Raw genomic sequence first — 21274 nt, forward strand, 5'->3', positions numbered from 1 at the left:
AGCGGAAGCATCACACCTTGAAATGATGCGATTGTCACCCCCCGACGCGCCTATCTGCTGAAATCTCGTCTGATTTGCGCCGCGCCGCAAGATGGTCGTGGCGTCACTGCAACGCGGTGCGATGCACATAGGCGTGATAGGCCGTCCTGAGACGGGTGGCGATCGAGCCCGGCGCGCCGTTCGCAATTATCGCATCATCGATCCTGACGACCGGCATGACGGTATTGCCGGCGGAGGTGAGGAACACCTCCCGCGCCGATTTCGCCTCCTCCACCGTGAACGGGCGCTCCTCCACCGAGCACCCCTCCCTGGCCGCCACGCGGCGCAGCACAGCGCCGGTGATGCCCGGAAGGATCTCCGGCCCCGGCGGCCGCGTCACCAGCGTGCCGTCCTGCGTGATGATCCAGACGGACGTGGACGAGCCCTCCGAGACGGTGCCGTCCGGCCGCACCAGGATCGCCTCGTAGGCGCCCGCCGTCCGCGCGGCCTGCTTGGCGAGCACGTTGGGCAGCAGGCCCGTGGTCTTGATGTCGACCCGCGCCCAGCGCTCGTCCGGATGGGTGACGCAGGCGACGCCCGCCGCTGCGTTCGCCTCATATTTTGCGAGATTGCCGGGATATCCCGTCACGATCAGCGTGGATGCGGCGCCCTTCGGAAAGCCGTGGTCCCGCCGCGCCACCCCGCGCGAGATCTGCCAGTAGAGATGGCCGTAGTGGACCTTGTTGCGCAGCGCCACCTGCTTCAGCACCGCCACCAGCGAGCCCCGCGGCATCGGCATCGCCATGCCGAGAGCGCCGAGCGAATGCTCCAGCCGGTCGAGATGCAGCGGCAGGTCGATCAGCGCCCCATCCCGAACCTCGCAGACCTCATAGACCGCATCGCCGAACTGCAGCCCCCGGTCGTCGATGCTCACCCCCGCCTCCCGGTGGGGCACATAGCGACCGTTGACATAGGCGATGCGGGCCATCGGGGACTCCGTCGTTCAGGCTAGTTCGACGACCAGACCTTCTTCCAGCGTGATGCGCCGGTCCATGCGGGCGGCGAGGTCGTGGTTGTGGGTGGCGATCACGGCCGAAAGGCCGGTGGCGCGGACCAGCGCGGCGAGCGCGTCGAACACGTAGTTCGCCGTGTGCGGATCGAGGTTGCCGGTGGGCTCGTCGGCGAGAAGCACCCGCGGCGCGTTGGCCACGGCGCGGGCGATGGCGACGCGCTGGCGTTCGCCGCCCGAGAGCTCAGACGGCAAGTGCTCGGCCCGCGGCTCCAGCTTCATGTAGGAGAGCAGCTGCATGCCGCGCTCGATCGCGTCCTTGCGGTTGAGGCCGGCGATCATCTGGGGCACCACGAGGTTCTCGATGGCGGTGAACTCGGGCAGCAGGTGGTGGAACTGATAGACGAAGCCGATGTCGGTGCGCCGGATGGCGGTGCGGGCGCGGTCGTCTAGACCGCCGCAGGCCCGGCCGCCGAGGATGACATCGCCGCTGTCGGGCTTCTCCAGGAGGCCGGCGATGTGGAGCAGCGTCGACTTGCCGGCGCCGGACGGGGCGACGAGGGCGACAACTTCGCCCTGGTAGAGGTCGAACTCCGCGCCAGTGAGGATCGGCAGCTCGCCCTCGCCCTCCTTGTAGGACTTCATCACCTTGGAGAGCCTGAGGACCGGATCCTCGATGCCGGTGATGACCATGCCTTCGCGCGCCTCCGCCATCACTCGTACCTCAGCGCTTCGACCGGATCGAGCCGCGCGGCGCGCCAGGCCGGGTAGATCGTGGCGAGAAAGGAAAGCAGCAGCGCCATCAGGACGACCGTCACGGTCTCGCCCACCTCGATGTCCGCCGGCAGGCGGCTGAGATAGTAGAGCTCCGGCGAGAACAGCTCGGTGGTGGTGAGCCACGACACGAACTGGCGGATCTCCTCCACATTGAGGCACACGACCAGCCCGAGCAGAAAGCCGGCGATGGTGCCCGCGACGCCGATCGAGGCGCCGGTGATCAGGAACACGCGCAGGATGGAACCGCGCGACGCCCCCATGGTGCGCAGGATCGCGATGTCGCGCCCCTTGTCCTTCACCAGCATGGTCATTCCGGAGATGATGTTGAGCGCGGCAACGAGCACGATCAGCGTCAGGATCATGAACATCACGTTCCGTTCCACCTCCAGGGCGGAGAAGAAGGTGACGTTGCGCTGCCGCCAGTCGGTGACCAGCACCGGCCGCTCCGCGCCGATGGTGACGAGATCGCGCGCCTGCCCCACGCTGTCGGGATCGTCCAGGTAGACGTCGATGGCCGATACGATTCCCTCCATCGTGAAGAACAGCTGCGCGTCCTTCACCGGCATGAACACGAAGGTCGAGTCGTATTCCGACATGCCGATCTCGAAGATCGCCTTCACCGGATAGGCCTTCACCCGCGGCGTGGTGCCGAGCGCGGTCGCCTGCCCCTTCGGGCTGATCAGCGTGACCTTGTCGCCGACCGTCACGCCGAGGCTGTCGGCGAGCCGCGTGCCGATCGCGATGCCGTTGCCCGCGTCGAATTCGTCGAGCGAGCCCTGGCGGATGTTGTCGGAGATCAGCTTGATCTTGTTGAGGTCCTCCGCCCGTACGCCGCGCACCAACGTGCCGAAGGCGCCGGACGGTCCGGAGGAAAGAACCTGTCCTTCCACGAAGGGCAGCGCGAGCTTGACGCCCGCCACGTTGGAGAGCCGCGCCGAGACGGCTTCGTAGTCGGTCAGCGGCTGGTCCATCGCCTGCACGACGATGTGGCCGTTGATGCCCAGGATCTTCTCCAGGAGCTGGCCGCGGAAGCCGTTCATCACCGCCATCACGATGATCAGCGTCGCCACGCCCAGCATGATGCCGACGAAGGAAAACCCGGCAATCACCGAGATGAAGGCCTCCTTGCGCCGCGAGCGCAGATAGCGCCCTGCGAGCATCCACTCGAAGGGAGCGAACGGTCGCCCCGCCTTCGCCTGGCTCATCAAGACCTCCGGTTCATCCTGCCGATAAAGATTCGCGGGCGGCGCGCCGCCCAGGAGAGACGCGGATCAGATCAGCGCGATCCGGCCTTTTCTGTGACGCGCGCCAGCGCCGACTCCAGCGACAGCGTCTGCTTCTCGCCGCTGGCCCGGCGTTTCAGCTCGACCGTGCCCTCTGCGAGCCCCTTGGGACCGACCACCAGTTGCCAGGGGATGCCGATCAGGTCCGCCGCCGCGAACTTGGCGCCGGGGCGGTCGTTTGTGTCGTCGTAGAGCGGATCGAGACCCGCCGACGAGAGCGTCCGGTAGGCGCTCTCGCAGGCGGCATCCACGGCGGCGTCGCCGGCCTTCAGGTTGAGGATTGCCGCGCCGAACGGGGCGACCGAATCCGGCCAGATGATGCCGGCCTCGTCATGGCTCGCCTCGATGATCGCGCCAAGCAGCCGCGACACGCCGACGCCGTAGGAGCCCATGTGCACCGGACGCTCCACACCGTCCGGCCCGGCGACCTTGGCGCCCATCGGCTCGGAATACTTGGTGCCGAAGTAGAAGATGTGGCCCACCTCGATGCCGCGTGCCGAGACCTGGCGGTCGGCGGGCAGCGCTCCGAAAGCGGCCTCGTCGTGCATCTCCTCGGTGGCTGCGTACTTGCCGGTGAAGCTCTCCACGATGGGGGTCAGGTCCGCGTCGAAGTCGATGTCTTCGCCGGGCACAGGCGTGTCGAGCAGGGCCTTGTCGCAGAAGACCGCGCTCTCGCCGGTGGAGGCCAGAATGATGAACTCGTGGGAAAGATCGCCACCGATCGGGCCGGTGTCGGCGCGCATCGGAATCGCCTTGAGGCCGAGCCGCTCGAAAGTCCGCAGGTAGGCCACGAACATCTTGTTGTAGGCGGCGCGAGCCCGCTCCTGGTCGGTGTCGAAGGAGTAGGCGTCCTTCATCAGGAACTCGCGGCCGCGCATCACGCCGAACCGCGGCCGGACCTCGTCCCGGAACTTCCACTGGATGTGGTAGAGGTTGAGCGGCAGGTCCTTGTAGGAGCGCACCGCCGACCGAAAGATGTCGGTGATCATCTCCTCGTTGGTGGGCCCGAACAGCATCTCGCGCTCGTGCCGGTCGGTGATGCGCAGCATCTCCTTGCCATAGGCTTCGTAGCGACCGCTCTCCCGCCACAGGTCGGCCGACTGGATGGTCGGCATCAGGAGTTCGACGGCACCCGACCGATTCTGCTCTTCGCGCACGATCTGCTCGACGCGCTTGAGGACCTTGTAGCCGAGCGGCAGCCACGAATAGATGCCTGCCGATTGTTGTCGCACCATTCCGGCGCGCAGCATGAGGCGGTGCGAAACGATCTCCGCTTCCTTCGGCGTCTCCTTCATGATGGGCAGGAAGTAGCGGCTGAGACGCATGGAATCCTCGGGATCGTTCTTGGAAATCGGCGACAGTCAAAGCGCATCGCGGGCGAAAACTCAAGTGCGGCACCACCACCGCAAGCCGGCCAAGTCCCGGTGCCTTCCAGGTTTTCCAAAACTGATGATAGGGCGCAAAAATTTTTAATCTGAGCGCCGTCGGTGGATGACAACTGCAAGAACGGGGTGTATGGTGCCTGCCATAACAACAGGGAAGCGTCGTTGCCGGAATGTAATGCCTCAGTAAATGGGGACTTTGTGGCAGCAAACAGATAAGTTTCCCGAAATATCGCGGTCTGAGTCTTGGGAGGAAAACCCCACTGGCGCGGAAATCGCAGCCGCTTTCTTGTTCGTCCGGGAGGTCTAATCGGACAAGATCGATAGGGGATGACACGCGGAACTATCGTGACAGCGGGGCTTCGGCCCCGCTTTTCTTTTTTTATAAATCGATTGAACGTGATTCATCGATTTCAACTATCGTTCCATCGGGTGCGCCGCAGCAGAATTGCCGGCCGGCCCTGGTTCGAAACGGATCTCCCGACCTCGCCGTTTCTTGCGACCAACAGGTTCGCCACTCGCGGCAAACGGCGCGCCGCATAGGCTGCCTTATACCCGGAATTCAGGAACACCGACTCTGCGCCCGCCCCGCCGACCTCCCAGCCGCCGCTGGCGAGCGCGAAGTGATCGTAGCCTTCTGCGGCTGCCAGGCAGGTCGTCGAGGATCGATGGGGAGCTTGGACAGCGGGGCCCCCATGCAGCCTGGTCGAACCGGCTGAGGATGGACGGGCACAGGGAACCGAACAGGCCTGCTCAGTCGCGCTGTTTCATGAGCCGGGCCTTGTCGCGGTTCCACTCGCGTTCCTTGGTGGCCTGGCGCTTGTCGTGGGCTTTCTTGCCCTGCGCGACGGCGATCTCGCATTTGGCCCGGCCCTGCTCGTTGAAGTAGAGCCGGAGCGGCACGATGGTCATGCCCTCGCGGGTGACGGCCGCGATGAGACGGCTGATCTGCCGGCGATGCAGCAGCAGCTTCCGCGGCCGCCGGGTCTCGTGGTTGAACTGGTTGGCCTGCAGGTACTCGGGGATATAGGCGTTGTAGAGGAAGATCTCGTCTCCCCTCGCACCGGCATAGGCGTCCGACAGGTTGGTCCGCCCCTGCCGGAGCGACTTGACCTCGGTCCCCGTCAGTTGGATACCCGCCTCGATCTTGTCGCCGATGGCGAAGTTGTACCGAGCCTGCCGGTTGTCGGCGACGATCTTCTTCGGCGGCTCGGTGACCTTCTTGGCGTTCATGATGGGTGTGTATCCGGCCTCAGTTGATGAGGCCGGCATGCTCCAGGGCTGCCTTGAGCGTGGCCTCGGTGGACGAGGACACCGGAACGAGCGGAAGGCGCAGTTCGTTCCGCATCTTGCCGAGCAGCGACAGCGCATATTTCGCGCCCTGCGGATTCGGCTCGACGAAGAGCGCCTGATGCAGCGGGAACAGCCGATCCTGGAGCTTCAGCGCGGCGGCATAGTCGCCCCTGAGGCAAGCCTCCTGGAACTCCGCGCAAAGACGCGGCGCGACGTTGGAGGCCACCGAGATGCAGCCGTGGCCGCCGTGCGCCATGAAGGCGAGCGCCGTGCCATCCTCGCCGGAGAGCTGGACGAAGTCCGGTCCGCAAGCCTGGCGCTGGGCGCTGACGCGGTCGAGCTTGGCGGTCGCATCCTTGACGCCGACGATGTTCTTCAGCTCGAACAGGCGCGCCATCGTCTCCACCGACATGTCGATCACCGACCGCGGCGGGATGTTGTAGATGATGATCGGGATGCCGACGGCGTCGTTGATCGCCTTGTAGTGGCGATAAAGGCCTTCCTGGTTCGGCTTGTTGTAATAGGGCGTCACCACGAGCAGCGCGTCCGCTCCCGCCTTCTCGGCGTAGCGGGCGAGGTCGATCGCCTCCAGCGTGTTGTTGGAGCCGGCGCCGGCGATCACAGGCACGCGCTTGTTGGCCACCTTGATCGCGGTCTCGACCACGCGTTTGTGCTCGTCATGGCTGAGCGTCGGGCTTTCGCCCGTGGTTCCAACCGGAACCAAGCCATGGCTGCCCTCCTCGATCTGCCAGTCGACGAAGGCCTCGAATGCGGCCCAGTCGACGGCACCGTCCGAGAAAGGCGTGACGAGTGCGGTGATCGACCCCTTGAACATGATCCCTCTGGTCGGTTGAGCCGGAAATTGCCCCGTGCCGGCCCCACGGTCGGCGGACAATAGTGCCAGCCTCGGGCAAGAACAACTGCCGAGTTGGACCGCGCCGAGGCGACGCAGTGGCGGTCATCGCTTCGCCGTAAGCTTCCGTCAACCAAGAGCGCGCAAATTAAGGTATCATCAAGAAACGGTGGGTGGGGCCACCCGACCGAAGCGTGCGGAGTGTGTCATGGCCAGGACCTCGCGTCTTGCCCGTCGAACGATAGCCGTGTTCCTAGCCCAGGCGATCGCCCTGCCCGCGGTCGCGTCCCCTGCCGCGCGCCTGGACGGCCCTGATCTCCTGAAGCCGGCGCTGGCCACGGCGGCCGATCTTGCGCCGCCGGCCGTCGGGGTCTCCACTGCCGTCCTGCGCAAGGCGCTTCAGGCCATCGACGACAACGATCTGGCCGCCGCCAACGCGATCGCCGCCTCCCTGCCGGCCTTCGAGCGCGACATCGTCACCTGGATTGCGATCCGGCGGGACGTGTCAGGCCTGACGCCGCAGGCGATCACCGATTTCGCGGCCCGCAATCCCGACTGGCCCTCCGTCGCGATCATGCGCCGACGGGCCGAGGCCTCGCTTGCCCGCCAGCCGCTGCCGCCGGCCGACGTTGTCGCCGCCTTCGCCGGGTCCCGGCCGATCACCGAGCAGGGAACGCTCGCCCTCACCCGAGCCCTGACGGCGCTGGGACGCAAGAAGGAGGCGGCCGAGGTGCTCGGCCGCTACTGGACCACCGACACCCTTTCCCCGCAGGAGGATGCCGCGATCCTGCGCGAGTTCGGTGACGTGCTGACCCGGGCGCAGCATCGCACCCGCTTTGACCTCCTGATGTACAACGACCGGATCGTGCAGGCCGCGAGCCTCGCAGCACGCCTCGGACCGGGTTATGTGAAGCTGGCGACGGCGCGCGCCGCCGTGGTGCGCGGCGAGAAGACCGCTGGCAAGAAGCTGGACCAGGTGCCGCCGGAGGTTCGCAAGGACGCCGTTTATCTCTTCACGTTGGCCGAATGGCACCGCCGGAATGACCGCGCCAAGGACGCGGCGAAGGCCCTCCTGAAGGCGCCGACCGATCCGATCAAACTGGTCGATCCCGACCACTGGTGGATCGAGCGCCGCATCGTGTCCCGCGATCTCGCCGAGAACGGCAACGCCGCCCTCGCCTACAAGGTCGCCTCCGCTCACAAGGGCGGCGACAACGAGACCTTGGCCGAAGCGCATTTCCACGCCGGCTGGTACGCGCTCCGCTTCCTGAAGGACCACGCGACGGCGACGCGACATTTCCAGGCGCTCGCCGACATGGGATCGAAGCCGATCACCCGGTCGCGCGCGAATTACTGGCTTGGCCGGTGCGCCGAGGCGGCGGGTCGGCTGGAGGAGGCGCGCGGCTACTACCTGAAGGCGGCGGCGGATCCGATCGCCTTCTACGGCCAGCTCGCCAAGGTGAAGCTCGGCATCGCCAGCCTGGGGCTGCCCCCGGTGCCGGAACCGGCGACCGGCGACGCCGAGGCTTTCGCTCGTCACCCGCTGGTGCGGGTGCTCTCGAGACTGGTCGACGCCGGATACGAAAAGGACGCGCGCACGCTCTATCCGGAGCTCGCCCGCCTGCTGCCGACGCCCGGACAGATCACGTTGCTCACCCAGTACGCAGAGCGGCTGAGCGATCACCGCTCCGCCCTCCAGGTCGGCAAGATAGCGTCCGAACGCGACCTCGGCGTCGAGCGACTGGCCTATCCGCTTGAAGCGATCCCGACCTCCGCGCGCACCCAGACCAAGGTGGAGGCGGCAATGGTCTATGCCATCGCCCGGCAGGAGAGCGCCTTCGACCCGGCCGCGGTCAGCGGCGCCGGCGCCATGGGCCTGCTCCAGCTGCTGCCCTCGACCGCACAGGCGACCGCGCGCAATCTCGGCGTCGGCTTCTCGCGCGGGAAGCTGACGACCGACCCGAGCTACAACGCCAAGCTGGGCGCGGCTCACCTGCGCGAACTCGTCGACGAGTTCGACGGCTCCTATATCCTTACCTTCGCCGCCTACAACGCCGGCAAGCGGCGCGTTCACGAGTGGATCCAGCGCTTCGGCGACCCGCGAGACCCACGGGTGGACCCGGTGGACTGGATCGAATCGATCCCCTACGGCGAGACGCGCAACTACGTTCAGCGCGTGACCGAGAACCTCCAGGTCTACCGGGAACGGCTGACCGGCTCCAAGCTCGCCATCGCCGACGACCTGCGCCGCGGGGCCGGATCGTGAGCGGACGGGAGTTCAGCTGGACCGGCGAGGACGGAACCCGGCTCGCCGGCCGGATCTTCGGTCCGGACCCGGATCCTGCCGGCCCGCTCCCGGTGCTTTGCCTGCCGGGGCTGACGCGCAATGGCCGCGACTTCACCGTGCTTGCCGAAGCGCTTTCGACGGGCGATCGGCCGCGCACCGTGATCACGATGGATTTCCGTGGACGCGGGCGCTCCAGCTATGCCGATCCGGCAACCTACCGCCCTGATATGGAGGCCAAGGATACGCTGGCCGGGCTCGACGCGCTCGGGATACCGAAGGTCGCCATCGTCGGCACCTCGCGCGGCGGCATCGTCGCCATGGTGATCGCCGCCACCGCCGGCGACCGGCTCGGGCGGGTGGTGCTCAACGACATCGGCCCGGTGATCGAAATCGGCGGCCTCCTGGCGATTCGCGAGCGCATGGGCCAGATGCTCGGCCACCAGGTTGCCAGTTGGGACGATGCCATCGCGGACCTCAAGGCCACGATGGGTCGAAGCTTCACGAGGCTTGCCGACGCGGACTGGCTGACCTTCGCCCGTCAGATGTACCGCGAGGACGGCAACGGCGTGCCTGTGCTCGACTACGACCCCGCACTGCTGACGAGCTTCGCCACCTTCGATTCGGCGGTCGGCATCCCGCCTTTCTGGCCGATCTTTCTGGCGCTGGGCGCCCGGCCGGTGCTGGTGGTGCGAGGCGTCAACTCCGACCTCCTCTCCGAGGAGACCGTCGCCGATATGGTCGCCAAGCTGCCGCAGACCGAGGTCCACCGCGTTCCCGACCAGGGCCACGCCCCGCTGCTCACCGACGTGCCGACCATCGAGCGGATCCGGACATTCCTCGCCACATGAACCGGGTCCGGGCAGGGCTGGCCGACGCTACCTCGCCAGCACCCGCGCCGCCTCCCGCGTGCTCGATACCGCGGAGGTAACCTGGGTCACCGCGCTGACGATCGACCCGATGCTGCCGGAGATGGAGGAGACGGCGGACGCGGTCTGCTGCATGTTGGCGGACATCTCGCGCGTGACGACGCTCTGTTCCTCCACGGCGCCGGCCGTCGCCAGGACGTTGGCCCGCATCGTCTCCACCGAAGCCTTGATGAGTTCCAGGGCGCCGACGACCTCGCCGGAGATGGCCTGGACCCCGTTGATCTCGGCGCTGATCTGGTCGGTGGCCTTGGCCGCCTGGTTGGCGAGGTTCTTCACCTCCTGCGCCACCACCGCGAAACCGCGGCCGGCCTCCCCGGCGCGCGCCGATTCGATCGTCGCGTTGAGGGCTAGGAGATTGATCTGTCCGGCGATGTTCGCGATCATGCTGAGGATGTCGGTCATCGACGCCGTGGCCGTCGTCAGTTTCCGGGTCAGCGCCTCCGCGGTGTGGACCTGATCTCCAGCCGTATCCGTGGCCCCGCGCGACGTCGCCATGCTGGACGCGATCTCGGCGACCGAATTGGCGAGTTCCTCCGACGCAGCGGCCATGGTCTGGACGTTACCGGCGGTCTGGTCGGCTGAACTCGACACCGACAGCGCCTCCCGGCTGGTCTTGTCCACCGCCGTGTCGATTTCACCGAAGTTCCGGTCGATGAGATGGCGCAGGTCGCCGAGAAGTTTCACCTGCTCCGTGATGTCGGTGGCGAACTTGACGACCTTATAGGGCCGCCCGGCGGGATCGACGATCGGGTTGTAGGACGCCTGGATCCAGATCTCCCGGCCTCCTTTTGCAATACGCTTGTACTGGGCAACCTGAAACTCGCCGCGGTTCAAGGCGGACCAAAACGCCTGGTACGCGCGTCCGTGGCGCTCTTCGGCATCGACGAACATCGAGTGGTGCCGGCCCTTGATCTCGTCGAGCGTATAGCCGACGGCGGCCAGGAAATTGCCGTTTGCGTCCAGGATCGTGCCATTCAGGTCGAACTCGATGACAGCCTGGCTCTTCTGGATTGCCGCGACCCAACCGGCGCGTTCCGCATCCTCAACCTTGCGGCGCGTCACGTCGGTTGCGAACTTCACGATCTTGGTGGGTTTGCCGTCGCGGCCGAGAAGCGGATTGTAGGTCGCCTCGATCCAGACCTCCTTGCCGCCCTTCCCGATCCGCCGGAATTCGCCAGCCTGGAACTCGCCGCGCCGCAAGCGGTCCCAGAACGCGCGATAGTCCGCGGATGCCGCGTCTTGCGGCTCGAGGAACATCGAATGGTGCCGGCCGATCACCTCCCCGTCGGTGTAGCCCATTGCCGACAGGAAGTTAGCGTTCGCCGAAAGGATCCGCCCCGTCAGGTCGAACTCGATGACGGCCTGCGAGCGGCCGAGCGCGGCAAGCGTCGCAGCGCTGTCGTCGTTCTTAAACATGGTCAAGCGCATCTTGCCCCCTTGCCCGGCTCACCGAGCAACCCAGACGCAACTATTTACAGCAGAAACTTATTTTCTGCCTCTTTGGATTGTGTTTGATAATACTTAAGGACGTGTAACCACGTATGTTCGTCCGGCGACCTGAAGGGGGCGTCGTTCAGACCAGCTCGACCCACGCCCGCGCGATTTCCAGGCCGACGCGATCGGCGACAACGCCGAGGGTGGCGGCAAGGTCGTGGTGCTTGTCTTCCCAGCCCGGCGCGTCGCGGCGGAGCATGTCCCGATAGGCCGCGCACCACTCGGCCACGAGGACGGTGTCCGCCTCGAAGTGGAACTGGATGCCATAAACGGCGCGTCCGATGCGGAAGGCCTGGTTGACGGTCTGGTCGGACGACGCGAGACGGACGGCGCCCGGCGGCAGGTCGAAGGTGTCGTTGTGCCAGTGGAAGAGCGGCGATCCGGAGCCCAATCGGGACACCAGCGGATCGTCCCGGCCCGCGTCGGTGGGCCGGACCTCCTTCCAGCCGAACTCGGCTGGCCGGCCGAGGATGTTTCGTCCGCCGTAGCCGCGAGCGACGATCTGAGAGCCCAGGCAGATGCCGAGCACCGCCTTGTCCTCTTCACCGAACAGAGTTGTCAGCCGCGCAAGGTGCGGTAGGTAGGGATGCGCCTCGTCGGCCAGCGCATTCTGGCCGCCGCCGAGGACGACGAGGCCATCGTAGCCGTCCGGCGTCTCCGGCAGGCCGTGGCCGCCGTGCATCAAGCACACGTCCACGTCCGCTCCCGCTTCCCGCAGGGCCTGTCCGACAAGTCCGAGGTGGGTGCCGGGGAAGTTCTCGACCGCAAGGATCCGCTTGGTCAAGGCTGGCTCCGTCCATGAATGCGCGGGATGGCGGGAAAGTCAGGTGGTGCAACTGCTTAGCACGAGCCGGAGCCGCGAGAAACGGGTGGTGCAGGCTGCACCTTTCGCGCCAGATCTGATAAGGAAGAAGACAAAAGCATTCGAGGAACGCCCATGGACCTGGTCACGCTCGCCGCCTTCGCGGTCGCCTTCGCCATTGCCGCCGCCTCGCCCGGCCCGGGCATGGCCGCCATTGTGGCGCGCGGCCTCGGCGGCGGGTTCCGCGGCGCCTTCCCGATGGTGCTGGGCCTTGTGGCGGGCGACCTCGTCTACCTCACCTTCGCGGTGTTCGGCCTGGCGGCCATCGCCATGAAGTTCGGTACCCTGTTCCTGGTCATCAAGTATGCCGGCGCGGCCTACCTGCTCTACCTCGCCGTGAAGCTCTGGACGGCCAAGCCCGATCCCGAACAGATCCGCGTCGCGGCGGAGGAGAAGCCCTGGCGAACCCTGCTCGCCGGCCTCTCACTGACGCTCGGCAATCCGAAGACCATGGTCTTCTACCTCGCCCTCCTGCCGACGATCGTGCCGCTCGATCGGATCGACGCCGTAGCCTTCGCCGAACTCGCCGGCACGGTGATGGTGCTCCTGACGCTGATCGGCTCGGCCTACGGGGCCGCCGCCGCCGGTGCGCGCGATCTGTTTCGCAGCCCGACCGCGCTCCGTCGGCTGAATCGCACGGCCGGCGCGGCCATGGCCGGCGCTGCTGCTGCAGTGGTCGCGCGGTGATCCATCGATTTGTGTGATGGAATCGATCACGAAACATCGGTGGACGTGTCGCCCGCGGAAGCGCAGAACAGGCAAGCCATTCGGTCAATGACACTGACCTTCCGACGATCGGGCCACCGGACCGACGCCTGACGACCGAGGCCGCCCCGCAATCGGATCGTATCCCATGTCTGCCGCCTCGCCCACCAACACCGCGTCCCGCGCCGCCCAGAAGGCGCACACCTTCACCGCGTTCGATTTCGCGCTCTACGCCATCACGGTGTTCGCCTGGTCGACCAGTTGGATCGCGTTGAAGATGCAGGTGGGAACGGTGGCGCCGGAGGTGTCCGTTGCCTGGCGCTTCCTGTTGGCGTCCGTCGTGATGTTCGGATGGATCGCGGTCGCCGGCCGCCCGTGGCGTTTCAGCCTCTCCGATCACGCGCGCTTTGCCATCCAGGGCGCGCTGATTTTCTCCACCAACTTCTACCTGTTCTATCTCGGCGGCCAGTATCTCGCCTCTGGCCTGTTGTCGGTGGTGTTCTCGCTGGCCTCGGTGTTCAACCTGCTTCTCTCGGCGGCCGTGTTCCGCCAGCGGATCGAGGCGCGGGTCGCGGTGGGCGCGGCAATCGGCTTCGCCGGCATCGGCCTCGTCTACTGGCCCGAGATCGCCGGCACCGAGATGGACCACGACGCCCTCGTCGGTTTGTTCCTGTGCATCGCCGGCACGCTGTTCTTCTGCTCCGGCAACATGATGTCGACCTTCAACCAGCGGCGCGGGCTGCCGGTGGTCTCCACCAATGCATGGGGCATGGTCTACGGCACGCTGATCATGCTGGCCCTGTCGCTGATCAACGGCCGCACTTTCGAGGTCGAGTGGACCCTGCCCTACCTCGGCGGCCTCGTCTGGCTGGCGGTCGTGTCGTCCGTCATCGCCTTCGCGAGCTACCTGACACTGCTCGGCCGGATCGGCGCCGCACGGGCCGGCTACGCCACCGTCATCTTCCCCGTCTTCGCGCTGGGGATCTCCACGGTGTTCGAAGGCTACGTCTGGACCCCGGTGGCGGTCGTCGGCCTCGTCGCGGTGATGATCGGCAACCTGATTGTGCTGAGCCGCGGCAAGCGCTGACGCGGCTCGACGGTCCGGCCCTACTCCGCCGCGATCGACAGCGGGTCGCTGTTGGCGACCGTCAGGTTGCCGAGCGACGTGGTGATGTGGTTGGCGAGCGCCTCGTGGATCGGATGCTTGGCGGTTTCCGCCCGGATCAGACCGATCTCCGTGTAGCCGAGCTCCGGGAACCCCTCGCGCGTGCCGAGGATCCGCATGTTGCCGCGAAGCGCGCTCTCCGGCAGCACCGACACCGCCAGACCGGCCAGGACCGCCCCCGACAGCGCGAGCGCAGCGCTGCTGGTGTAGGTGACGCGGAAGCGCCGGCCCATGCGATCGAGTGCCCGCACCGCTTCCGACCGCCAGCAGCAATCGTCCGGCCCGAGCGCCAGCGGCAGCGGGTCGAGCTCATGCGCGCAGTGGTCCCGCGCGCCGACCCAGTAGAGCTGTTCGCGGCGGATCACGTCGCTCGCCATGCCGTTGACGGTGCCGTGGCTGACGATGCCCAGGTCGAGCTCGCCGTTGCGGATCATCTCGTGGATGACGAAGGTGCGCTGGCAGTCCACGTAGATGTCGATGGCCGGGTTGATCCTGCTGAAACCGGCAAGCACGGTGGGCAGCAGCCGATCCGCATAGTCGTCGGGGATGCCGAGCCGGATCGTCCCGGCAAGACCGGGATCGATGAAGGCAGCCAGCGTCTCGTCGTTCAGGCGGATCATCCGACGGGCATACTCCAGCAGCCGGCGCCCGTCTTCGGTCAGCCGGCTCTGCCGGCCGTCGCGCGTGAAAATGGGCCGGCCGACGCGCTCCTCAAGCCGCCGCATCTGCATGGAGACTGCGGACTGCGTCTTGTGCACCACATCGGCGGCGGCGGTGAAGGAGCCCATCTCCGCGATCGCGACGAAGGTGCGCAGCTGGTCGAGGTCGAGCACATTCATGGTCATCATGCTCCCACGCGGGTTTTCGGGTCGCCTGGCGGTACCGTCTGCGCCACCCTGTCCTCAAGGCCGACGCATCAAGGTTTGTGATGACTTAGATTACGAACATTCGTTGGACTGATCAATAGTCCGGCGGCAAACTGACAGCATCGAAACAGAGCCAGACGCGAGCCGGCGGACCCCTTCCGCGGCAACGGGGAAGGCTTGCCTGAAGAGGAGTGATTGCCATGACCACCATCATCGACCATGGCCAGCGGTCGCGCCGCTCGTCATCCATCCAGTCCGTCGCACTGGACGCCCTGTTCGGAGCCGCGCGTTGGGTCGCCGCCCTCGTTGCGGCCGAGATCGACCGCCGCCGGACCATGGCTCTCCTGGAGCTCGACGACAGGATGCTGACGGATATGGGCGTCACCAGGGGCGATATTCATGGGGCGCTGACGAGTGCACCGGGCGAGAAGCCCAGCTCTCTGCTGGCGGAGGTCCGGCTCGGCCGCCGTACGGCGGAACGGGCCCAGGGTCGCGAGGCACGGGCCGGGAGGTTCGGCGCGAATTGACATGGATGCTTGCGACATATGAGCGTCGTCGATCGGTGCCATAAGAAACATTCGTTGGACTGATCGACGGCCTCTGTTCAAGCTTGGTGCATTCCGAACCAGCCCCGCAACCCCCAACCGTTCACGCGCCGAACGTCATCGGCGGTTTCGTTCTTTTTCGCATTCTGGAGGATACGCCATGATTACGACCCGTTCCACGACCAGCCGGCCGACCATCGGTTTTGCGACCTTCGCAACCGTGCTCCGCGGCGTGGCTCGCGCGCTTCTCACGCGCTGGGCGATCATGAGCAATCGCCGCCGGCTGAAAGGTCTCGAGGAACTCGACGACTACCTGCTCACCGACATCGGGCTGACTCGGGCGGACCTCAGGTCCGCGCTGACGTTGCCCGGCGATGTGGACCCGTCCCTGCGCCTCGCCGCGATCATCCATGACCGCGACGCGACCATCCCCGGCTGCCGCCCGCGCGGTCAGCGGGGCGACGGCGCCGGGCTCCAGACCCTCCGGAGGACTTCATGACCAAGCTCTCGCTGGACGATTGCGTCAACGACGTCTGCCCGTGGACCGGCAAGCCGGTCTCTGCGGACGCCCTCACCCGCTACAAGGGCAAGGTGATCGGATTTGCCGATCGCCGCTCCCGTGATGCCTTCCTGGCCGCCCTCGTGGCCTTCGAGACGGCGATCCTGGCGCCGCCGAAGATCGTCGGCTGCAAGCTGGCGGCCTGACCATCGATACCGGCCCCCTGCCGGTCGACTTGGGCGGCTCCGCGAGGAGCCGCCTTTCTTTTTTCACCAGCCGCTCAGCCTTTGCCGAAGCCGCCGAAGATCTGCTCGAAGGCCTTGCGGCTCGCCTCGTTGGCCTCCACGCCGGCCTCGAACATCTTGCCCCAGGCCTCCATGCCACCCGGCCAACGTGGATCGACGGCCTGCTCCGGCTTGCCGTTGCCTTCCGCGTAGCCTTTGAGGAACGAGCTCATAGCGTCCCGCGCGGGACCGGCGAAGGCGGCGAAGGGGTTGGCGGTGGCATCGAGCGGACCGGTCCAGGCCTTCAGCATGGGCGCGAAGGGGCTCTCCTCGATCTGCTTGACGATGCCGCCGAACAGGGTCGCCGTCATCGTCGGCAGGACCTTGGAGACCACGTCGGCCCCGACGCCTGACGCTGCGGCGGCCTGTTCGGCGATCACCTTGGCAGCAGCCCCGGACCCGAACAGCTTCTCCATGGCGATCCGCCCCGCCTCGGTCGCCGCCGGCGACACTGCCGCGCGGGCGTCGTCGAAGGCCGCGCGGAACTTGTCGGGCTCCAGAAGATCGGCGAAGGCGGACGGCGACTGCGCCTCCTTCATCGACTTCTGAAGCCCCCAGGAATAGAGCGGCAGCAGCGTACGGGTGAGCTTGTCCATATCTTCCCGCTTCAGCCCGTAGGCGGCCGCGATGTTGTCGAGCGCCTGTCCACCCTGGGCCTGGCGCATCAGATCGGCGAATGTGAACATGGAACCGCGACTCCGCTGGGACTGACCGCATGATCGGCTTCCGCCGATGGTCTCACAATCCCATCAATGCGGTGGCGTTGTCGCGGATTTCTCGCCGAAAACGACAGAACTAAATATTCACATCGAATAATTACCGGGTGTCCATACATGCAGGGCAAGCTGGAGGCCTCACAACCCGGTAGGCCGCGAGAGGCGTGACCATGGACAAATCGGCCCTTGTGCTCGCCGCCGCTGTCGCTGCCGCGGTGATCTACAACATGACCTACGTGCCGCCGCTCTCCGAGACCGGCGAGAAGGTGTTGGTCTATGTCGGCGCGCGCGACTGCGGACCCTGCCGCGAATTCGAATCGCGCGACCGCTCGCGCCTGATCGCCGCCGCACGATCCAAGGGCTGGCGCTATCAGGAGTACATCTCGCCATCGCTGTCGGTGCTGAACGATCCGAACCATTGGCCGGCGAGCATGCGCTGGGTCTACACCGGCGCCCACGGCGTCAGCGGCACGCCCACGTTCCTGCTGTTCGACGATCGCAAGCTGAAGCGCACCGTCACCGGGTGGCGAGGGCTGGAACAGCAGATGGACAAGCTCAGCTGATCAGTAGGCGTATTCGGCGAAGACCCGGTCGATGTCGCCGCCCCACGGGCCGTTGAACTTCTCCAGGAGAAGCTCCGCCGGCGTTCTCCCGAGTGCGACCGTCTCCTCCAGCGGCTGCAGGTACACGGTCTCGTCCGCGCCGTCGCGATTGAGACGACGGCGGCGCTTCAGGCCCTCGCGCGAGATGTCGATCACGTCCCTGGCGATGTCGAGCACCGTCCGGTTCCGGAACGGCGTTGCAAGCGCGGTGGTCGGGACGCCGTCGCGAAGCGCCTGGCGTTCGGCGTTGGTCCAGTCCTTGGAAAGCTCCGTGGCGGCGTCGAGCGAAGTCTGGTCGTAGAGCAGACCCACCCACAGCGCCGGCAGCGCCAGGATCCGGCGGGTCGGGCCCGAATCGGCGCCCCGCATTTCCAGGTAGCGTTTCATCCGCACTTCGGGGAACAGCGTGGAGAGGTGGTTGTCCCAGTCCCCGCGCGTCGGCACCACGCCCGGCAGCCGGTCCTTCAGCGCACCGGCCATGTACTGGCGGAACGTCACGTCGGTCGCGCGGTGGTAGACGTCGCGCTTCACGAAATACATCGGTACGTCGAGCGCCCAGTCGACATAGTGCTCGAACCCGAAGCCTTCGTCGAACACGAAGGGAATCATGCCCGAGCGGGCATTGTCCGTGTCGCGCCAGATCTCCGACCGCTCCGACAGGCGTCCAGTCGGCTTGCCGTCGAGGATCGGGGAATTGGCGAACAGCGCCGTCGCGATCGGCTGCAGCGCCACGGAGACGCGCATCTTCTGGCGCATGTCCGCCTCGTCGGCAAAGTCGAGGTTCACCTGGACGGTGGCGGTTCGGAACATCATGTCCAGACCGCGCGTGCCCACCTCGGGCATGTAGGAGGACATGATCGCATACCGCGACTTCGGCATCACGGGCGTTTCGGCGAGCGACCATTTCGGGCTGATTCCGAGCCCAAGAAACCCGATACCGAGCGGATCGGCGATCTCGCGGACCTGGGCCATGTGGGCCCAGGTTTCCGAGCAGGTCTGGTGCAGCGTCTCCACCGGCGCGCCGGAGAGTTCGAACTGCCCGCCGGGCTCCAGGCTGATGGCGCCGCCGCCGGTCGGGTCGACGAGGCCGATCGGCAGGCCGTTGTCGATGATCGGTTCCCAGCCGAGCAGGCCTTCCATGCCCTCCAGCAACTGCCGTACGCCGCCCTGGCCCTCGTAGGGCACTGGACGGAGATCGGATTTCCGGAACCCGACCTTTTCGTGCTCGGTGCCAATGCGCCACTGGTCCCGCGGCTTGCCGCCGCTCGACAGTCGCTCCACCAGCTGGTCGCGGGACGTGATGGGCGTGTCGTCTGACGTGTCGCGCGCCATGAAGTGCAAAGCTCCGAGGGCCTTCCGGGAGCCGGACACTATCCGCCCGCCCGGGGCCGATCAACGGGATGAGCGAAATGTGACGCGTTCACCTCCAGGCAAGGTTACCGGCGCACAGCGGGAACGAACCTCGATTTTCGCCTTGGTGGAAACAATGCTTCTCTTTCTCTCCATCTCGACACAAGAGCTCATCGTCTGCTCCTATACCCTCATCGAGAACCCCTGCGGACGAGGCGAACATGACCGAACGGATCGACATCGACGGACTGAAGGTCGACCGCGCCTTCCGCGATTTCATCGCCTCTGACGCCCTCCCGGGCACCGGACTCTCGACGGAAAGCTTCTTCGCGCTCCTTGCCGACCTCGTGCATCGGTTCGCGCCGGAAAACCGTCGGCTCCTAGCTGTCCGTGACGAACTGCAGGCCAAGATCGATGCGTGGCACCGCAGCCACCGCAGCCTTCCCGTCGATCTCGCGGCCTACAAAGCGTTTCTCGCCGAGATCGGTTACATCGTCCCGGATCCGGGCGACGTCGCCGTGACGACCGCCAACGTCGATCCGGAAATCGGCACCCTGGCCGGCCCGCAGCTCGTCGTTCCCGTGATGAACGCCCGCTATGCGCTGAACGCCGCCAACGCGCGCTGGGGGAGCCTCTACGATGCCCTTTACGGCACAGACGCGATCGCACCTCTGCCTGCCGCGGCCGGTTTCGACGCCGCCCGGGCCGAGAAGGTGGTCGCCTTCGCCCGGACCGTGCTCGACCAGGCCGCCGGCCTGACGATCGGCAGCCACGCCGACGCGGCATCCTATCGGATCGCCGACGGTATGCTGGCCGTCACCCTTCGCGACGGGACCGAGACTGGGCTGGCCGATCCCGCGGGCTTCCGCGGCTACACCGGCGCTCCGGACGCGCCCTCAGCCATCCTCCTGGCACGGCACGGTCTGCACCTGGAGATCCGAATCGACCGCGGTCACCCGATCGGGGCGAAGGACCCGGCCGGCGTCGCCGACGTCATCATGGAGAGCGCGCTTTCCACCATCATGGACTGTGAGGACAGCGTCGCCGCCGTCGACGCCGAGGACAAGATAGCGGTCTACCGGAACTGGCTCGGGTTGATGCGCGGCGACCTCTCCGAGAGCTTTGTTAAGGGCGGCCGCACCGTCACGCGCCGGCTTGCCGACGATCGCCGCTACACTACGCCTGACGGAGAGGCGCTGACGCTGAAAGGCCGGAGCCTGATGCTGGTGCGCAACGTCGGTCACCTCATGACCACGGACGCGGTGCTGGATGCGGACGGGCGCGAGATCCCCGAGGGCATCCTCGACGGCCTCGTCACCGCCGCGATCGCCCTGCACGACATCGGTCCGAACGGCCGGCGTGCCAACAGCCCGGCGGGATCGGTCTACATCGTCAAGCCGAAGATGCACGGCCCCGAGGAGATCGCCTTCGCCGACCGGCTGTTCGCCGCCGTCGAGGACGGCCTCGACCTCGGTCGCGGAACCCTGAAGATGGGTATCATGGACGAGGAGCGCCGCACCTCGGTGAACCTGCGCGCCTGCATCGCCGCCGCCCGCGGCCGGGTGATGTTCATCAACACCGGGTTCCTCGATCGCACCGGCGACGAGATCCACACCTCGATGGAAGCCGGCCCGATGGTCCGCAAGGGCGAGATGAAGAACGCGGCGTGGATCAAGGCCTACGAGGACGGCAACGTCGACGCCGGGCTCGCCTGCGGGCTGCCGGGACACGCCCAGATCGGCAAGGGCATGTGGGCCGCGCCAGACCGGATGCACGCGATGCTGACCGAGAAGATCGCTCATCCGCGCTCCGGAGCGACCACCGCCTGGGTGCCCTCCCCGACGGCCGCCACCCTCCACGCCCTGCACTACCTTCAGGTCGACGTGCCGTCACGACAGCACGAGATCGCAGGACGCGAACCGGCCAACCGCGACCAGCTGCTGACGATCCCGCTCGCTCGCGACACCAACTGGAGCCCGGAGGACGTCCAGGCCGAACTCGACAACAACGTCCAGGGGATCCTCGGCTACGTCGTCCGCTGGATCGACCAGGGCGTCGGCTGCTCCAAGGTTCCCGACATCAACGACGTCGGGCTGATGGAGGACCGCGCGACGCTGCGGATCTCCAGCCAGCATATCGCCAATTGGCTCTACCACGGCATCGTCACGCCGGCGCAGGTGATGGAGACAATGCGGCGGATGGCCAAGGTGGTGGACGCCCAAAACGCGGCCGACCCGCAGTACACGCCCATGGCCGACGACTTCGACGGGTCGATCGCCTTTCGCGCGGCGCTGGACCTTGTGTTGAAGGGGCGGGAACAGCCCAACGGCTACACCGAACCGGTGCTCCACGCCCGGCGGCGGGAACGCAAGCGGCTGGCGGCTGGCTGAAGCGGAA

General features: G+C 66.6%; 20 protein-coding genes. 9 read left to right on the top strand and 11 right to left on the bottom strand.

The features are described 5' to 3' along the window. Positions 1-103 precede the first annotated feature (103 nt). The 6 genes from HZ321_RS13000 to dapA all read right to left on the bottom strand — a co-directional run bounded on the left by HZ321_RS13000 (position 104) and on the right by dapA (position 6558). On the bottom strand, positions 104-967 hold the full coding sequence (locus HZ321_RS13000) for a D-amino-acid transaminase (RefSeq protein WP_181702785.1): 864 nt from the start codon (positions 965-967) through the stop codon (positions 104-106). Positions 968-982: 15 nt separating this feature from the next. After that, positions 983-1702: an ABC transporter ATP-binding protein gene (locus tag HZ321_RS13005; RefSeq protein WP_181702786.1), complete on the bottom strand. Its 720-nt coding sequence runs from the start codon at positions 1700-1702 to the stop codon at positions 983-985. After that, a complete protein-coding gene (locus tag HZ321_RS13010; RefSeq protein WP_181702787.1) occupies positions 1702-2970 on the bottom strand; it encodes a lipoprotein-releasing ABC transporter permease subunit in 1269 nt (422 codons plus the stop codon). Before HZ321_RS13010 ends, HZ321_RS13005 begins: the two co-directional genes overlap by 1 nt. 71 nt (positions 2971-3041) lie before the next feature. Further along, positions 3042-4373, bottom strand: coding sequence for a proline--tRNA ligase (proS, locus tag HZ321_RS13015; RefSeq protein ID WP_181702788.1), 1332 nt, complete (start codon positions 4371-4373; stop codon positions 3042-3044). An 810-nt stretch (positions 4374-5183) separates the two neighbouring features. Then, on the bottom strand, positions 5184-5663 hold the full coding sequence (gene smpB / locus HZ321_RS13020; protein ID WP_181702789.1) for an SsrA-binding protein SmpB: 480 nt from the start codon (positions 5661-5663) through the stop codon (positions 5184-5186). A 19-nt stretch (positions 5664-5682) separates the two neighbouring features. Continuing rightward, positions 5683-6558, bottom strand: coding sequence for a 4-hydroxy-tetrahydrodipicolinate synthase (dapA, locus tag HZ321_RS13025; RefSeq protein ID WP_181702790.1), 876 nt, complete (start codon positions 6556-6558; stop codon positions 5683-5685). Between the two features lie 226 nt (positions 6559-6784). Here dapA and HZ321_RS13030 point away from each other — a divergent pair, with 226 nt between their 5' ends. Both HZ321_RS13030 and HZ321_RS13035 read left to right on the top strand, forming a co-directional pair. Beyond that, positions 6785-8842, top strand: a complete 2058-nt coding sequence (locus tag HZ321_RS13030) for a lytic transglycosylase domain-containing protein (protein ID WP_181702791.1) — start codon at positions 6785-6787, stop codon at positions 8840-8842. Continuing rightward, positions 8839-9711, top strand: coding sequence for an alpha/beta fold hydrolase (locus HZ321_RS13035; protein ID WP_181702792.1), 873 nt, complete (start codon positions 8839-8841; stop codon positions 9709-9711). Before HZ321_RS13030 ends, HZ321_RS13035 begins: the two co-directional genes overlap by 4 nt. Positions 9712-9738: 27 nt before the next feature. Here the strand turns inward: HZ321_RS13035 and HZ321_RS13040 are convergent, their stop codons facing one another. Together HZ321_RS13040 and HZ321_RS13045 are read right to left on the bottom strand one after the other, a co-directional pair. After that, a complete protein-coding gene (locus HZ321_RS13040) occupies positions 9739-11205 on the bottom strand; it encodes a methyl-accepting chemotaxis protein (protein WP_181702793.1) in 1467 nt (488 codons plus the stop codon). 157 nt (positions 11206-11362) lie between these two features. Next, positions 11363-12067, bottom strand: a complete 705-nt coding sequence (locus HZ321_RS13045; RefSeq protein WP_181702794.1) for a type 1 glutamine amidotransferase — start codon at positions 12065-12067, stop codon at positions 11363-11365. Between the two features lie 153 nt (positions 12068-12220). Here HZ321_RS13045 and HZ321_RS13050 point away from each other — a divergent pair, with 153 nt between their 5' ends. Continuing rightward, a complete protein-coding gene (locus tag HZ321_RS13050; RefSeq protein WP_181702795.1) occupies positions 12221-12832 on the top strand; it encodes a LysE family translocator in 612 nt (203 codons plus the stop codon). 166 nt (positions 12833-12998) lie between these two features. After that, positions 12999-13937 (top strand): DMT family transporter, encoded by a 939-nt coding sequence (locus tag HZ321_RS13055; RefSeq protein WP_181702796.1) that lies wholly within the window; start codon positions 12999-13001, stop codon positions 13935-13937. A gap of 20 nt (positions 13938-13957) precedes the next feature. Here the strand turns inward: HZ321_RS13055 and HZ321_RS13060 are convergent, their stop codons facing one another. After that, positions 13958-14863 carry a LysR substrate-binding domain-containing protein gene (locus HZ321_RS13060; RefSeq protein ID WP_342343848.1) on the bottom strand — a complete coding sequence of 302 codons (906 nt, stop codon included), beginning with the start codon at positions 14861-14863 and terminating at the stop codon, positions 13958-13960. 218 nt (positions 14864-15081) lie between these two features. On the opposite strand from HZ321_RS13060, the gene HZ321_RS13065 reads away from it, so the two are divergent. The 3 genes from HZ321_RS13065 to HZ321_RS13075 all read left to right on the top strand — a co-directional run bounded on the left by HZ321_RS13065 (position 15082) and on the right by HZ321_RS13075 (position 16131). Further along, the gene (locus tag HZ321_RS13065) at positions 15082-15408 is read left to right on the top strand and encodes a YjiS-like domain-containing protein (RefSeq protein WP_181702797.1); all 327 of its coding nucleotides are present in this window, start codon (positions 15082-15084) and stop codon (positions 15406-15408) included. 178 nt (positions 15409-15586) lie between these two features. Beyond that, on the top strand, positions 15587-15925 hold the full coding sequence (locus tag HZ321_RS13070) for a DUF1127 domain-containing protein (protein ID WP_181702798.1): 339 nt from the start codon (positions 15587-15589) through the stop codon (positions 15923-15925). Further along, positions 15922-16131, top strand: coding sequence for a glutathione S-transferase (locus tag HZ321_RS13075; RefSeq protein WP_181702799.1), 210 nt, complete (start codon positions 15922-15924; stop codon positions 16129-16131). The genes HZ321_RS13070 and HZ321_RS13075 overlap by 4 nt, the downstream gene beginning before the upstream one ends. A gap of 74 nt (positions 16132-16205) precedes the next feature. Here HZ321_RS13075 and HZ321_RS13080 read toward each other — a convergent pair whose 3' ends face one another. After that, positions 16206-16895, bottom strand: a complete 690-nt coding sequence (locus HZ321_RS13080; RefSeq protein WP_181702800.1) for a DUF937 domain-containing protein — start codon at positions 16893-16895, stop codon at positions 16206-16208. 200 nt (positions 16896-17095) lie between these two features. Between HZ321_RS13080 and HZ321_RS13085 the strand changes: the two genes are divergently transcribed. Continuing rightward, positions 17096-17488: a thioredoxin domain-containing protein gene (locus tag HZ321_RS13085; protein WP_181702801.1), complete on the top strand. Its 393-nt coding sequence runs from the start codon at positions 17096-17098 to the stop codon at positions 17486-17488. Here HZ321_RS13085 and HZ321_RS13090 read toward each other — a convergent pair whose 3' ends face one another. Further along, a complete protein-coding gene (locus HZ321_RS13090) occupies positions 17489-18859 on the bottom strand; it encodes a glutamate--cysteine ligase (protein ID WP_181702802.1) in 1371 nt (456 codons plus the stop codon). A gap of 239 nt (positions 18860-19098) precedes the next feature. Here HZ321_RS13090 and HZ321_RS13095 point away from each other — a divergent pair, with 239 nt between their 5' ends. Then, positions 19099-21267, top strand: a complete 2169-nt coding sequence (locus HZ321_RS13095; RefSeq protein ID WP_181702803.1) for a malate synthase G — start codon at positions 19099-19101, stop codon at positions 21265-21267. Positions 21268-21274 lie beyond the last annotated feature (7 nt).

Source organism: Chthonobacter albigriseus (genome assembly GCF_013839445.1).
Classification (GTDB): Bacteria; Pseudomonadota; Alphaproteobacteria; order Rhizobiales; family Pleomorphomonadaceae; genus Chthonobacter; species Chthonobacter albigriseus.